12 protein-coding genes are annotated in these 13,522 nt (G+C 67.1%); 4 read left to right on the top strand and 8 right to left on the bottom strand.

The features are described from left to right. Positions 1 to 2: 2 nt before the first annotated feature. The 5 genes from ACR65J_RS16005 to ACR65J_RS15985 all read right to left on the bottom strand — a co-directional run bounded on the left by ACR65J_RS16005 (position 3) and on the right by ACR65J_RS15985 (position 5,478). A complete protein-coding gene (locus ACR65J_RS16005; protein ID WP_440170872.1) occupies positions 3 to 1,430 on the bottom strand; it encodes an amidohydrolase family protein in 1,428 nt (475 codons plus the stop codon). Between the two features lie 49 nt (positions 1,431 to 1,479). Then, positions 1,480 to 2,268 (bottom strand): aspartate/glutamate racemase family protein, encoded by a 789-nt coding sequence (locus tag ACR65J_RS16000; protein WP_440170869.1) that lies wholly within the window; start codon positions 2,266 to 2,268, stop codon positions 1,480 to 1,482. Then, positions 2,265 to 2,948 carry a GntR family transcriptional regulator gene (locus ACR65J_RS15995; RefSeq protein ID WP_440170866.1) on the bottom strand — a complete coding sequence of 228 codons (684 nt, stop codon included), beginning with the start codon at positions 2,946 to 2,948 and terminating at the stop codon, positions 2,265 to 2,267. Before ACR65J_RS15995 ends, ACR65J_RS16000 begins: the two co-directional genes overlap by 4 nt. 82 nt (positions 2,949 to 3,030) lie before the next feature. After that, positions 3,031 to 4,389 carry an MFS transporter gene (locus tag ACR65J_RS15990; protein WP_440170864.1) on the bottom strand — a complete coding sequence of 453 codons (1,359 nt, stop codon included), beginning with the start codon at positions 4,387 to 4,389 and terminating at the stop codon, positions 3,031 to 3,033. 252 nt (positions 4,390 to 4,641) lie between these two features. Further along, positions 4,642 to 5,478, bottom strand: coding sequence for an ACT domain-containing protein (locus ACR65J_RS15985; RefSeq protein WP_440170861.1), 837 nt, complete (start codon positions 5,476 to 5,478; stop codon positions 4,642 to 4,644). Positions 5,479 to 5,636: 158 nt separating this feature from the next. Here ACR65J_RS15985 and ACR65J_RS15980 point away from each other — a divergent pair, with 158 nt between their 5' ends. The 3 genes from ACR65J_RS15980 to ACR65J_RS15970 all read left to right on the top strand — a co-directional run bounded on the left by ACR65J_RS15980 (position 5,637) and on the right by ACR65J_RS15970 (position 8,888). Continuing rightward, a complete protein-coding gene (locus ACR65J_RS15980) occupies positions 5,637 to 6,713 on the top strand; it encodes an FUSC family protein (RefSeq protein WP_440170998.1) in 1,077 nt (358 codons plus the stop codon). A 111-nt stretch (positions 6,714 to 6,824) separates the two neighbouring features. Next, entirely contained in the window at positions 6,825 to 7,568 is a 744-nt protein-coding gene (locus ACR65J_RS15975) for an IclR family transcriptional regulator (protein ID WP_440170859.1), read from the top strand. 132 nt (positions 7,569 to 7,700) lie between these two features. Continuing rightward, positions 7,701 to 8,888, top strand: coding sequence for a 4-hydroxybenzoate 3-monooxygenase (locus ACR65J_RS15970; protein WP_440170856.1), 1,188 nt, complete (start codon positions 7,701 to 7,703; stop codon positions 8,886 to 8,888). Positions 8,889 to 8,927: 39 nt separating this feature from the next. Here the strand turns inward: ACR65J_RS15970 and ACR65J_RS15965 are convergent, their stop codons facing one another. Next, positions 8,928 to 9,467 (bottom strand): TetR/AcrR family transcriptional regulator, encoded by a 540-nt coding sequence (locus ACR65J_RS15965; protein WP_440170854.1) that lies wholly within the window; start codon positions 9,465 to 9,467, stop codon positions 8,928 to 8,930. Between the two features lie 58 nt (positions 9,468 to 9,525). Here ACR65J_RS15965 and ACR65J_RS15960 point away from each other — a divergent pair, with 58 nt between their 5' ends. After that, positions 9,526 to 10,593, top strand: a complete 1,068-nt coding sequence (locus ACR65J_RS15960) for an FAD-dependent monooxygenase (RefSeq protein WP_440170851.1) — start codon at positions 9,526 to 9,528, stop codon at positions 10,591 to 10,593. Here ACR65J_RS15960 and ACR65J_RS15955 read toward each other — a convergent pair whose 3' ends face one another. Together ACR65J_RS15955 and ACR65J_RS15950 are read right to left on the bottom strand one after the other, a co-directional pair. After that, on the bottom strand, positions 10,594 to 12,417 hold the full coding sequence (locus ACR65J_RS15955) for an ABC transporter permease (RefSeq protein WP_440170848.1): 1,824 nt from the start codon (positions 12,415 to 12,417) through the stop codon (positions 10,594 to 10,596). Next, the gene (locus ACR65J_RS15950; RefSeq protein ID WP_440170846.1) at positions 12,414 to 13,478 is read right to left on the bottom strand and encodes an ABC transporter ATP-binding protein; all 1,065 of its coding nucleotides are present in this window, start codon (positions 13,476 to 13,478) and stop codon (positions 12,414 to 12,416) included. Before ACR65J_RS15950 ends, ACR65J_RS15955 begins: the two co-directional genes overlap by 4 nt. Positions 13,479 to 13,522: the final 44 nt, after the last annotated feature.

Here is a 13,522-nt window from a genome sequence, read left to right as displayed (position 1 = left end):
TCCTAGAGGACGGCGGCAGGCAGGTGGGAGGCGTCGGCAGCGGCGGACTGGTGCTCCCGGAAGCCGTTGCGGTTGATGAAACGGCCGGCGGCGCCGGGGTCGTGGAAGCCGTCTGCGTCCAGGACCACGCGGCCGTTGGAAACCACGACGGCGGGCCAGCCCGTGAGTGCCTGCCCGTCGAAGGGTGAGAAGTCGGTCCCCATGTGCAGGGCAGCGCCGTTGACCGTGCGTTCCTCGGCGGGATCGAAGATGACCAGGTCGGCGTCGAAGCCCTCGGCGATGCGGCCTTTGCCGGGGACGGCATTGATCCGGGCGGGCTCCGCAGCGAAGGCGCTGACGAACTGTTCCACGGTTGCGCCGGCGGATGTCATCGCGGTGAACGTGACGGGCATGCGGGTCTCCACTCCGGGCAGTCCGTGCGGCATGGCGCGCACGTCATCTGTGCGCTCGAGCTTCTGGGACAGGTCGTAGCAGGAGTGGTCCGAGGACATGGTGTGGATGGCGTCGGACACCAGCCGCTCCCTGAGGGCGGCCACGGTTTCCGCGTTGCGCATGGGCGGGCAGCAGGCGAACCACTCGGGGAAGGTGGAGGCGTAGACGGTGTCGTCCAGCGTGACGTAGTGCGGGCAGGTCTCGGAGTACGCCTCGAGCCCGCGTTCCCGTGCCTGGGATACCAGGTCCACCGCTCCGGGCGTGGACTGGTGGACGAAGTAGACCGGTGCCCCCGTGTATTCAGCCATGGCCAGGGTTTCTTTGACCGAGATCTCCTCGGCCAGTTCGGGCCGGGTCCGGTGCAGGTGTTCGATCCCGATCAGGCCGTCCTGGGCGTGCTGTTCGGTGCAGTCGGCAATGATCGGATCGTGCTCGGCATGGATGTAGGCCAGTCCGTCCAGCCGCACCATTTCGCGCATCACCTTCAGGATGGTGCCGCCGTCGGCCATGGTGGTGCCGCGGTTGGTGGTGTACATCTTTACCGACCGGACGCCCTCGGCGGCCAGCTGCTCCAGTTGCCACGGCACGGTTTCGTCCCAGCTGACCACGGCGCCGTGCAGGGCCACGTCGCAGCGTGACTGGGTGGCGAGTTCCTTCTTGTGCAGGACGGCGGCGAGCGGTGTTTCCTGGGCATCGCGGGGGATGCCGAAGTCGATGATGGTGGTGGTTCCGCCCCACAGCGCTGCGGTGGAGGTGGTGCGGTAGTCGTCGAGGGTGCGGAAGCGGCCGGTCACCTGCGCCACGTGGCAGTGTCCGTCCACGCCGCCGGGTATCACGAGCTTGCCCGTGGCGTCGATGGTGCGGTCCGCCGCCGGGGCGGGTTGGGCGGCGTCCACAAGGGCTGCGATCCGGCCTCCGGAAACCACGATGTGGGCTTCGCGCCGGCCCGTGCTGTTGACCATGGTGGCGTTGGCGATGACAAGTTCTGGCTGGGACATCGGTGTCCTCCTACAATTGGTGGGCTTTGGCTTTGGCTTTGGCTTTGGCTTAGGCGGTGGGCTGGGGTGTGCCGGCGCGTTCCTGGCGGGCGGCGAGGGCCGCGTCCAGGTTGCCTGACAGGCCCTTGCGGTCCTTGGCCGGGGGCGGGGCGAAGGCGCCGGCGCGGTGGGTTCCGGACTGCAGTGCGGCCACCGCCTCCGCCATGCGGATGCCGGCGGAGATGCCGTCAACCACCGGGACGGGAATTTGTCCCTTGAGTTCGCGGGCCAGCCCGGCGAGCGGGGCGCCGGCAAGGATGACGACGTCGGCGCCGTCCTCGGCGACGGCCTGCCGGCTGAGCGCCAGCAGGGTTTCCCGGAAGTCCTGCTGGACGGAAGCGATGCTGGTGAGGGAGTCGTTGATGGAGCGGATGGAAGCCAGCCGGCCGGACAGGCCGAACCGCTCCACGCACTCGCGGTACCAGGGCTTGATCCGGTCCGAGATGGCGATGATGGAAAAACGGTGGCCCTGCAGGGCGGCTGCGCACAGTGCCGCCTCGGTGATGCCGATGACGGGGACGTCCGCGAGTTCCTTGAGGGCAGGCATGCCCGGATCGCCGAAGGCTGCCACCACCACCGCATCCACCGGGTCTGCTCCGGGGCGGGTGTGTTCGGCGATGATTTCGGCCACCGCACCGGCGGCGATGAGGGATTCGAAGCGGGTCTCGATGTATTCGACGCCGTGGCCGGCCGTCCGGACCAGCAGTTCAGTGCCGGGGGAGGCGGATCGGAGCGCCTCGGATTCGATCAGCGCTGTGACATCGGCGCTGATGTTGGGGTTGATGACCAGGAGTTTCATTTTCTCTTCCGGTGGAATTCTGGTTCGGTCTTCTGGAAGTCCTCAGGGAACTGCTCCCGGTACTTTCCAATGTGGGAGGCGGACTGGGCGGCTGCTTTGTCCGGATCACCGCTGGCGATGGCCGCGTAGAGCTCGCGGTGTTCGCGGATGAGCTCGGGCAGGTCGCTGACGTGCCGGAACAGCCAGTGCATGCGGCCCTGGAGGGGTTCCAGGGCGGACTTGAGGAAGTTGTTGTCTGCGATGGCGGTGATGGCGTCATGGAACTCGCTGTTGGAACGGTGTGCCTCCATCACCGCCCCCTTGGCCAGGAACGCCTCCGCGTTGTCCAGCAGCCGCTTGAGGTAGGAGAGGTCGTCCTTGGTGGCCCGCTTGGCGGCGAGCCTGCAGGCCAGCACCTCCAGGGACTGGCGGACGTCGAAGAGGTCCTCCACGTCCTTGGGGCTGAGGCTGCTGACTTCTGCCCCGCGCGCACCGCGGTCGCTGATGAGGCCTTCCTGGCGGAGCATGCGGAGCGCCTCGCGGACCGGCAGCCGGGATACGGAGAATTCGGCTGCCAGGTCGCGTTCCACCAACCGCGTGCCGGGAGCGTAGTGCCCTTCGAAAATCCGGGTGCGGAGGGTGTCCCGGACAGTCTCGCGGAGGGGGCGGTCCTTGTCCTGGGTCTCTTCTGCGGTCAGCATGCTGCTCCATTCGGATTCTTGTGTGGCACGGCTCCCGGCTGCGGGGGCGTCATTGGTAGCAAGTTTCCCTGCGAGGGTCAGCTTAGACAGGAAGCCGCTTGTTGTAGTTCAGGGTCAGGACTGAGGCGCCCATGATCACCGCGGAACCGACGAAGTACAGCAGCGCCCAGGTGTAGGAGCCAGTGGCCCCGACGATCAGGCCGACGGCGATCGGAGTGACGAACCCGGAGATGTTGCCGCTGAAGTTCATGGCGCCGCCCAGGACGCCCGCGTTGGTGCGGCCGCCGAGGATGGAGGGGATGCTCCAGAACAGGCCCACCCAGCGCAGGAAGAACATGACGAGGGAGAGCAGGACCACTGCGGTGGTGGGGTCCGGGACCACGGTGACGCCCACCAGGCCGCCGATCACCACGACACTGGAGATGCCCAGGAGGGTGCGCATCACTTTGTTGGCTGAGGCGCCGGAGGCGCGCCACTTGTCCGCAATGGTTCCGCCCAGGATTTCGCCTACGAAGCCGGCACCGAAGATGACGAACGTCGACCAGCCGATGGTCTTCAAATCGAAGCCCTTGGCCTGGGCGAGGTACAGCGGGCCCCAGGTCAGCAGCCCATAGAACACTCCATTGAAGCCGAGCCAGCCGAAGCACATCGCCCAGAAGGAACGAAACTTAAGGTAGGGGAGCAGCGCGCGCTTGCCCTGGCTGCCGTCGAGTTCGGCTTCGGCGTCCTCGGCTGCGTGCGACGCTTCAATGTACTCGGCTTCGGCGGCATTGACACCGCGATGTTGCCGCGGGTTGTCGCGGACGTACCACCAGACGGCCAGGCCCATCAGGACCGTTGCCGCGCCGGCGATGACGAACGAACTGCGCCAGCTGCCCGTTGCGGCGATGAGGCCGGCGATGAGGATGCCGCCAAGGCCTGCACCCAGCGGGGCGCCGGCGTCCAGAATGGTGGCGCCGCGGCCGCGCTCCGACTTGTGCATCCAGATGGCGTTGAGCTTGCCGCCGGCTGGCATGACGCCGGCTTCGGTCACGCCGATGCCGAGTCGGGCGATAAACATGCTCAGGAAGCCGCCGGCCATGCCGGATGCGGCCGTTGCCGCGCCCCAGCCGATGCAGGAGGCGGTCATCACCTTGCGGGGACCGAACTTGTCGATCAGCAGGCCCACAGGGATTTGCATCAGGGCGTAGGTCCAGAAGAAGGCGGAGAGCAGTAAGCCCACTAGCTCAGGGGCCAGATTGAACTCCTTTTGGATGATGGGCAGCGCGACAGAGATGGAGCCGCGGTCGATGTAGTTGACGGAAACCAGAACGAGCAGGAGCAGGAACATTTTCCAGCGGACGGAGGTGCGCCGTTGCTTTCCGTCCTTTCCGGATTGTTCGGCGGTTTGGGGTGCGGCCTCGTCGGACGTGGCCGTTGTTTCAGTGTTTGGGATGGACACAGCTTCTCCTTCACGGGGAAGTTTACGGATGGGGAGGGTTCGAAAAGATGCGTGGTGCGTCGTGGGCAGGATTGGGACTGCCTGCGGAGGGAGCAGCCGCTGGACGATCCGGAGCGTGGAGCGGGTACTCAGTTGGGATCCCAATTTGGGATCCCAAAATCAAAGGTAGAAGTGACTCCCGCCACTGTCAAGGGTTTTAGTGGTCCGAAGGGGCCCAGATGGCCTGCAAGCGGATTGTGACTGCCCCCGGACCTAGGCCAGGGAGTCCTTGCGCCGGTGGGACAGGATCTCGGCAAGCTCCGCCAGCCGGTGTGCCCGGGCCGATTCGGCCGGAGTGAACGGCTCGCCCGCACGCGAAAAGGTGATGGGACCATGCCATGCGGTCGGGATCTTGAGGCGGGTCCCGTCGTCGGGCGCTTCATCGAGGGCGTCCGACGGCGGCACAATCGTCGCGTGCAGCAGCTCGGCCACCGCCAGGGGCAGTTCGTCCGGGGCAGCAGCGATCCTCGAGGCAAGGCTCAGTGCCCTGGTCTGTCCGTCTGCCATGGCAAGCGCAGTAGTGGGCCAAACGTGCGAACCGCTCCCGCCGCCGTCGGAAAGCGCAGCCAGTAGCTCACGCTCACCCACGGTGCCCGGAGCCGAGAGTACGAACTCGTCCAGCACGCCTCCCGGCGCCGGGTGCACGTGGATGCCGAGGATGTTCGTATCGAGCCGGGCCAGCGCCCGCGTGATCCGCTGCAGCGAGCCGGGGTGGTCCTGGAGCCTCGTCCGCGCCCGCCACAGGGACGGGGCTGAGGCCAGCTGCCTGCGGTGCCGCAACGCGGGCGCGTGCAGCCAGCCGCGCAGGATCCGGGCAGCGGACGGCTCGGCCACCCAGATCACCAGGACCGTGGCGGTGAGGGTCAGCACCAGCACCTTCGCCACGTAGGGGAGGTGGGTCTCCACCACGAGTGCATGGACCAGAAGCTCGATGGGCAGCATCGCGGCCACGTTCGCCAGGGTCAGCCGCGCCTTGGTCGGTTCCGGCATTTGGCCGCAGACTTCACAGCTCAGGTCGGCGGCGGGCGTGTTGTGCGGAGGGCGCTTCATGTCTCAAGCATCACGGGGCGTTGTTTCCGCCGCATTGCCCCCCGATTCCGTTCATGGGAACGTACCGGGCGGTCCCGGGGGTCCTGGCCGTAGGATTTACCAGGAACGTCAGCGCGGCCGCCACCCCGGAATCCACCCCCAAGGAAGGCGCTGCCCCCGTGAAGATGCTTGCTGAGATGTTCAGCATCGCCCCCGGCAACAAGGACCACCACCCGGCGCTGAGGTGCGCCGTAGGCGTCTTCGTACCCCTGATCACCCTGGTGCTGCTGGGCCGGCTGGACCTGGCCATCTTCGCGTCGTTCGGTGCCTTCACCGGAATCTACGGCCGTGGGGAGCCGCACGCCGTCCGCTTTGTGCTGCAGCTCCGGGCCGGGCTGCTGATGCTGCTGGTAATCCTCCTCGCCGCGCTCGCCGCCCGGATGGGTCCTGCCTGGGGCCTGGATGCCGCCGCGCACACCTGGCTGCTGGTCCTGGCCACCACCCTGGTGGCAGGCGTCTGCTCGGTGGCGATCTCCTGGCTGCGGCTGCGCCCGGCAGGGTCGCTCTTCCACATCTTCGCCTTTGCCGCCATCGCGTCCATTCCCAACCAGCCGCCGCTGCGGCAGGGCATGCTGGTCGCGGTCCTCACCACGGTGTTCTCCCTGCTCATCGGCTTCTCGTCCCGGGTCCTTCCCAGCCACCGCACGCCCTGGACCAGGCCTCCGCGCATCCGGCGCACCCCGGCGGAGAAGCGGACGGCGTGGCTTGAGGGGTTCGGCTACCTTGTGGCGGCGGGCCTGGCCGGTTCGTTGGCCACGTGGGCGGGAGGGCGGCTTGGATTCGGCCACAACTATTGGGCCATGGTGGCTGCCGTAGTTCCCCTGGTGGGCCACACCACCAGGCACCGGGTGCGCCGCGGCATCCAGAGGATCATCGGTACCGTGCTGGGCCTGCTGGTCCTGGCTGCGGTCCTGCTCGTGGGCCTGCAGCCCTGGCAGACGGTGCTGGTGATGGCGCTCTGCCAGTTCGGCGCGGAGATGTTCATCATCCGCCAATACCTGGTGGCCCAGGTGTTCGTGACGCCCCTGGCGCTGGTGTCCACGCTCCTGGTGGTCCCCGCTTCCGCGTCCATCCTGCTGCGCGACCGCATCATCGAGACCGTCATTGGTGCCGCCGTCGGCATTGCCGTGGTACTAACCCCGGGCGCGTGGCGCCGGGTCCGGCAAAGGCAGGAGCAGGGTACGACGGCGGCCTGACCGCCGTCCGGGACAGCCGCTCTGGGTGCGCCCGGCCTTTCGTTCGCCAAGCCTTTTCGTTCGTCCAGGGCGGTACGCTGGACTTCCCATTCAACGGAAGGGTGTGCGGCCGTGGCGAACTCAAGCTCCGGCGATTCGGTGGTGGACCGGATTGTGCGGCTGATCTCTGCCTTCCCCCAGGACGTCACCGACCTCCGGTTGTCGGAGCTTGCCGAGCGTGCCGGCCTGCCACTGACCACCACGCACAGGCTGGTGGCCCAGCTTGCCGGGCATGGCCTGCTGGAGACTGCCCCCGGGGGAATGGTCCGGCCCGGACTCCGGCTCTGGGAGCTGGTGAACCGCGCCTCCCCGGCGCTGGCGCTCCGGCAGGCGGCCATGCCCTTCATGGAGGATATCCAGCAGGTCCTGAACCAAAACGTGAACCTGGCAGTCCTGGACGGCTGGGAGGCGCTCTTCGTGGAACGGCTCTCCCGGCGCGGCTCGGTGGCCAACCGCGCCCAGGTGGCAGGCCGGATGCCCATCCACATCTCGTCCGCAGGGCTGGCGCTCATGGCCCACCAGGACAGGGCGCTGCAGCATGAGTACCTCAGCCAGTTCCACGACCCCTACGGAAAGCTGGCAGCCGATGACGTGAGGACCCTGCTCGCGGATACATCGCATCAGGGCTTCGCGCAGCTGAAAGGCGTGGTTGATCCGGACACCTGGGGCATAGCCGTGCCCGTCCTTAACCGCCGCCAGCGCGCGGTGGCATCCCTCGGCGTCGTGGTTCCGCTCCGGGAGATGCGGCTTCAGGCGCTGGTTCCCGCGCTGCAGACGGCGGCCCGCGGCATTGCGCGCGGCCTGGCCGAGGCGTGATCCGGCCCGGAATGTCCCTGCCAATCCGTTCAACGGAATAGCTGTAACGCCGGTCACCGTGCCTGCCGCACACTGAATCCAGGCAACCATTCCGGCCCTTTCCCGGGCCCCGCAACGAAGCGAGACAAAGCCATGGCACGAAAAGTCATCACCACCCAAGTAGCCATCATGGGAGGCGGTCCGGCAGGGCTGATGCTCTCCCATCTGCTGGCCAAGGCAGGCATCGAATCCACCGTGATCGAGATCCGCAGCCACGAGGAAATCTCCCACACCGTGCGCGCCGGCATCCTGGAGCACGGAACCGTCAACCTGCTGGTGGACAGCGGCGTCTCGGACCGGGTGCTGCGCGACGGCGACCGGCACGACGGCATCGAGCTGCGCTTCAACAACGAAAGCCACCGCATCGACTTCAAGGACCTCGTGGGCGAGTCGGTGTGGCTGTACCCGCAGACGGACGTCTTCCTGGACCTCGCCGCGCGCAGGAAGGACGACGGCGGCGACGTCCGCTACAGCGTCACTGACACCACCGTCCACGACCTGGAGGGCAAGCCGAAAGTCTGGTTCACCGATGCCGACGGCGCCGAGTTCGAGATCCAGGCCGACTTCCTGGTGGGTGCAGACGGCTCGCGCAGCCACTGCCGGTTCCAGATTCCGGAGGCCCACCGCAAGTGGTACTTCCACGAATACCCCTTCGCCTGGTTCGGCATCCTGGCCGAGGCGCCGCGCAGTTCCGACGAACTGATCTACGCCAACTCGGCCAACGGCTTCGCCCTGATCAGCCAGCGCACGGAGACTGTGCAGCGGATGTACTTCCAGTGCGATCCCAAGGAGAACGTGGCGGAATGGGATGACGACCGGATCTGGGCCGAATTCCGCAGCCGCGTCAACGGCAACGGCTTCGAGCTCAAGGAAGGCCCGGTCCTAGAGAAGATGGTCCTGCCGTTCCGCAGCTTCGTACACACCCCCATGCGCTACGGCAACCTGTTCCTGGCGGGGGACGCCGCACACACCGTGCCGCCCACCGGTGCCAAAGGCCTCAACCTGGCCATCAACGACGTCAAGGTCCTCTTCGAGGGGCTGGACAGCCATTACAACTCCGGCTCGGACCGGCTCCTGGAGACCTACAGCGACCGCGCCCTGGACCGGGTGTGGAAGGCGCAGCAGTTCTCCTACTGGATGACCACGATGCTGCACACTCCGGCTGATGCGGACGATTTCTCCCGCGCCCGCCAGCTCGGTGAACTGAACTCCGTGGTCTCCTCCCGCCACGGCCGGGCTTACCTGGCAGAGGCGTACACGGGCTGGCCCGCCTCGGCCTAACGCGGCTGGAGAAGTACGACGCCGGCTGGCCGGGTTGGTTCAGGGGGTCGCCAGCCGCCGGACAGCCGCCGCGATGGCCTTGGGGTCGGGGTCTTCATCCCGGCGCACGGTGAGCAGGTGCAGCAGCACGCCGTCGCCGTAGTCGGCCACGTCCCGTGCCCGGGCCCGCGCGTCCGGCACTCCCAGTCCGGCAAGGGCCTGTTCGAGGCCTCCCACCAACTGGAAGTGGCCGGCCGTCACGGACTCCGGCTTGTCCAGGGACAGTGCCAGCCGGGCGCGGGTCAGGCCGGCGTGCCGGCCGGCAAGCAGCACCACCATGGAAGCGAGTTGGCCTGCCAGTTCACCCAAGTCCTTCGGCGGGCCGGCAGGACCCTGTTCCCGGAGGAGGGCGGCGTCCAGTTCCAGCAGCCGGTCCAGGACGGCGTCAACCAGGGCTGCGCGGTTCCGGTAGTAGTTGGATGTAGTGCCTTCCGATAGGCCTGCGGCAGTGTCCACGGCCCGGTGGGTGAGCCCCTTCATGCCCTTGTCCGCCACCACGGCCAGGGCGGCGTCGAGCAAGAGGGTGCGTCGGTCCGGCATGGGATTCAGTGTAGTGGGACCTCTTCCGGTTCACTACAAAAGTAGTAAAATGGCGCGCATGGAAACGATTACGATCGTTGGCGGCGGCATCGCCGGCCTGGCCCTCGCGGCTGCTTTGGACACCAGCCGCTTCCACGTGACGGTGTACGAGAAACGGCCGGAACTGCCCGCCGTCGGCAACGCCCTTGGGATGTGGCCCAACGCCCAACGCGCCCTGGCCCGGCTGGGGATACTGGACCAGGCGCGGGCCGTGAGCCCGGTGCTGGGGAGCGGATCGGTCCGGAACGCCCAGGGTGAGCCGTGGGTGACCGTCGACGCCGGGGAGATGTTCGGCATTTCCCGGATCGACCTGCTCCGGCTGCTGGATGGCGCCGTGCCCGCCGCCGTCCGCCGTGTCACCGACACCGTGCAGGCAGTCCCCGCGGACGGCAGCCTGGTAGTGGGCGCCGACGGCGTCCATAGCATGGTTCGCCGTGCGGGACGGGGCCCCGGCGCGGATGCCCGCCTGACGCCCTACCTTGCCCTCCGGGGAACCCTCCCGACGCCGGTCGCTCCGGACGAGGTGGGCGAGTACTGGGGCCGCGGTGATCTCTTCGGCATGGCCGCCGCCCGGGGCGGGTCTTTCTGGTACGCGAGTTTCCGGTCCGGACTGGGCCCCTACGGAATCGACGTTCCGTCAGCGCTGGAACAGGCCCGGGAGCGCTTTGCGGGCCACGCACCTGCCATCCGGCGAACCCTCGCAGCTGCCACGCCGGAGGAATGCCTGGTCCAGCGGCTGTGGACGGTGCCCCATCTGCGCTCGTATGTCCGCGGCCGGACGGTGCTCATTGGTGATGCCGCGCATGCCATGATGCCAACCCTTGGCCGCGGTGCCTGTGAATCGTTGGTGGATGCGGTGACACTGGCCGACCTCTTCAACAACACGCCTGAAGGCCGCGGCCAGGACCAGGCGCTGCGCGCCTATGACCGGCAACGGAGACTTCGCACCCAGGCCGTGAGTCTGGCGTCCTCAGCGCTGGGGCGTGCCGCCCTCGCTGACCGTGCCCAGCCGCTGCGTGACCGCATGCTCAACCTGGCCCGACGGCGGAACTCACGGGCCGCCGTCGGCAGCGGTTCGGGGCGATAGTCAGCGGACGGCAGCTGCCGGGCGCGTGGCGTCGTCCTCACCCGGGGCCTGGGCACCGGGAAGTCCCGGCGCGGGGGCCTGCGGACCGCGCGGAGCGGCGGGCAGCCGCTTCCGGTTCCTCCGCCGCCCGGACCTGCCGTAGACCAGATACATCGTCACCCCGGTGATGACCATGAGGAGCACCGTGTAAACGAAGGTGTTCGCTATGCCCTCAGTGCCTTCCGCCCCGTCGGTGTTGGCCTTGATCACCAGGCCCAGCGGCTGCACCAGCGGATGGGCCAGGAAGATGGCAGTGTCATAGTCGTCCAGCAGGCTGTTGAAGTTCAGGGCCGTGATGGCTGCAGCCGCCGGGAGGACCAGCGGCAGGAGGATCCGGCGGAAGACGTACAGCGTCTTGGCGCCCATGATGGCGGCGGCCTCCTCCAGGGAAGAGTTCACGGCGGCAAAGGACGCCTTGAGCATCCGGAGCGTGAACGGGATCTTCACCGTGACGAAGGCGATGAGCAGGATCACCGTTGTTCCCGTCAGGACAGCGCCGCCCACCAGGGGATTGGGGTGGTCGTAGCTGACGATCAGGCCCAGGGCCAGCAGCGCGGAGGGCAGGATCCACGGGATGTGCAGCAGGTACTCGAAGGCTGAGGCCACCCAGTTTTTGTACTTCTGCAGGAGCCGGGCCACGAAGAGCAGGCCGCCGACGGCGATTACCGCCGCCAGGGCGCTGTACACCACGCTGACGATGAACGGCCGGAGCCCGGACTGCTGGGTGAGGACGCGGACATAGTTGTCCAGCGTCAGGTTGGAAAACGAAAGCTGTCCGGTCTGGATGGCCGCGCCGTCGGCAAATGAATAAAGCACGATCAGCACCACGGGAAGCGTGTAGATGGCAAAGAGGAGATAGGCCGCGGCGTGCACGGCCACGTTGGCGGCGGGGTTGGCAATGTCCTGTTTCTGCAGCTCGGAAGACACCTTTGACACCGAAAAGTACGTGCCGCCCTTCTCCAGCCGCGACATGACGGCGAGCATCAGCATGGTGGCCACGCCAAGGATCACGGCCAGCAGTGCCGCCAGGTCACGCGAGGTGGGGCTGTTGGTGAACGTCAGGATCATCGGCGTGATGGTCTGGAAGTCGCGGCCGCCCAGCACCTGCGGGGCGCTGAGGGCGCCCAGGCCGGTGAGGAAGGACAGGATGGTGACGGCGAACAGGGTGGGCTTGAGCATCGGCAGGACGATGCGGCGCAGGATGGTCCACGTGGAGGCGCCAAGGTTCCGCGCGGCCTCGATGGTCTGGTAGTCGATGCCTTTGAGGGCGTTGGCAACGAACAGCATGTGGTTGGTGGTGGTGGCAAAGGTCATGACCACCAGCACGGCAAAGAATCCGGAAAACCAGCCGGGGTCCATGCCGGGGACAACCCGGACCAGCAGCGACGTGACAATGCCCTTGTCCCCGTAGATGAATTTGTACCCCGCCGCCAGCACAATGCCGCCATAGATGAAGGTGGAGGCATAGCCCAGGAACAGGATCCTTGAACCCCGGATCCTGAAGTAATGCGTCACCAGGACGATGAAGACGCCCACCAGGTTGACCGTGACGGACAGCGCCACGGCCAGCAGGAAGCTGTTGCCCAGTGCCTTCATTGCCCGCTGGGAGGAGAACAACTTCTCTGCGGCGCGGCCCGAAAAGCTGCCGTCCGGGAAGAAAGTGGCGATCAGGATGTTCACGTTGGGCCATACCAGGAACGCGGCTATGAACCAGGTGAGGATGACCCCCACCACCAGGACGAACGGGGAGCGGGCCATGCTGCGCACCGCGTTGTTGCCGCTCATGGCAGGGCAACCGCCTGGTCCTGTGCACGTGCGGCACCGGATCCCGGATGGTACTGGAGGATGTGCCCGGGTTGGACGTAAACCGTTGTAGCCGTGCCGGCCCCAGGGTGCGCGGCTCCGTCTTCCCTGACCAGGAGGCGGATGTCCGCGCCATGGCTGCGGACCACATACCGGCTGTGCAGGCCGTGGTAGGTCCGGGACACCACGGTGGCGGGAAGCCCGACGGCGGTCCCTCCGTCCGCGGGCCGGTCCAGGGAGGCCTTTTCCACGCGCAGGTAGGACCTGGCATCCGTGCTGAGGCCGGCGCCTGAGAGCCGGTTGACCTCCGCCACGAAATCCGGTGTCAGGGCCGAGCTGTCACCAATGAAGTTGCAGACGAACTCCGTAGCGGCATGGTCGTAGATGTCCTGGGGCGTCCCGACCTGTTCCACCACGCCTTTGTTGAAGACCGCCACCCGGTCGCTCATGGCGAGGGCCTCGTCCTGGTCGTGCGTAACGTACACGGTGGTGATGCCGAACTCGCTCTGCAGGTCCTTGAGCTGCTGGCGCAGCTGGTGGCGGAGCTTGGCATCGAGGTTGGACAACGGCTCGTCCAGCAGCAGGATCTTGGGCCGCAGCACCAGGGCCCGGGCAACAGCCACGCGCTGCTGCTGGCCGCCGGACAGCTCGGCCACGTTCTTTGCCAGCTGCTCGTCGCTGAGCTCCACGCGGCGTGCAATGTCCCGCACCAGCCGGTCGCTGTCTGCCGGTTTTTCCTTCCGGACCCGCAGCCCGAAGGCAATGTTCTCCCACACGCTCATGCTCGGGAACAGGGCATAGTTCTGGAACACCATGCCCACCTGCCGCTTGTCGCTTGGAAGGCGGGTTACGTCCTTCCCGTCCACCCTGACCGTACCCCTGGCCGGCTGGATGAAGCCGGCCAGGGTGCGCAGCGCCGTCGTCTTTCCACAGCCGGAGGGTCCCAGGAGGGTGAAGAATTCGCCTGGCTGGACATGCAGGTCCAGGTGCGGAATGGCGGTGAAATCGCCAAAGGTAACTTCGATGTTTTCCAAGCGGATCATGGCAACCCTGTCTGATGGAACGCGGAAACGGCGGCTGGCAGGAC

This window comes from Arthrobacter sp. SAFR-044 (assembly GCF_059414985.1).
This window is presented reverse-complemented; position numbering and strand designations above follow the sequence as displayed.

What these genes read in the sequence shown, in the direction of transcription:
- ACR65J_RS16005 (WP_440170872.1), bottom strand. Translation starts at nt 1,430, where the DNA reads ATGTCCCAGCCAGAACTTGTCATCGCCAACGCCACCATGGTCAACAGC.
- ACR65J_RS16000 (WP_440170869.1), bottom strand. Translation starts at nt 2,268, where the DNA reads ATGAAACTCCTGGTCATCAACCCCAACATCAGCGCCGATGTCACAGCG.
- ACR65J_RS15995 (WP_440170866.1), bottom strand. Translation starts at nt 2,948, where the DNA reads ATGCTGACCGCAGAAGAGACCCAGGACAAGGACCGCCCCCTCCGCGAG.
- ACR65J_RS15985 (WP_440170861.1), bottom strand. Translation starts at nt 5,478, where the DNA reads ATGAAGCGCCCTCCGCACAACACGCCCGCCGCCGACCTGAGCTGTGAA.
- ACR65J_RS15970 (WP_440170856.1), top strand. Translation starts at nt 7,701, where the DNA reads ATGGCACGAAAAGTCATCACCACCCAAGTAGCCATCATGGGAGGCGGT.
- ACR65J_RS15965 (WP_440170854.1), bottom strand. Translation starts at nt 9,467, where the DNA reads ATGCCGGACCGACGCACCCTCTTGCTCGACGCCGCCCTGGCCGTGGTG.
- ACR65J_RS15960 (WP_440170851.1), top strand. Translation starts at nt 9,526, where the DNA reads ATGGAAACGATTACGATCGTTGGCGGCGGCATCGCCGGCCTGGCCCTC.
- ACR65J_RS15955 (WP_440170848.1), bottom strand. Translation starts at nt 12,417, where the DNA reads ATGAGCGGCAACAACGCGGTGCGCAGCATGGCCCGCTCCCCGTTCGTC.
- ACR65J_RS15950 (WP_440170846.1), bottom strand. Translation starts at nt 13,478, where the DNA reads ATGATCCGCTTGGAAAACATCGAAGTTACCTTTGGCGATTTCACCGCC.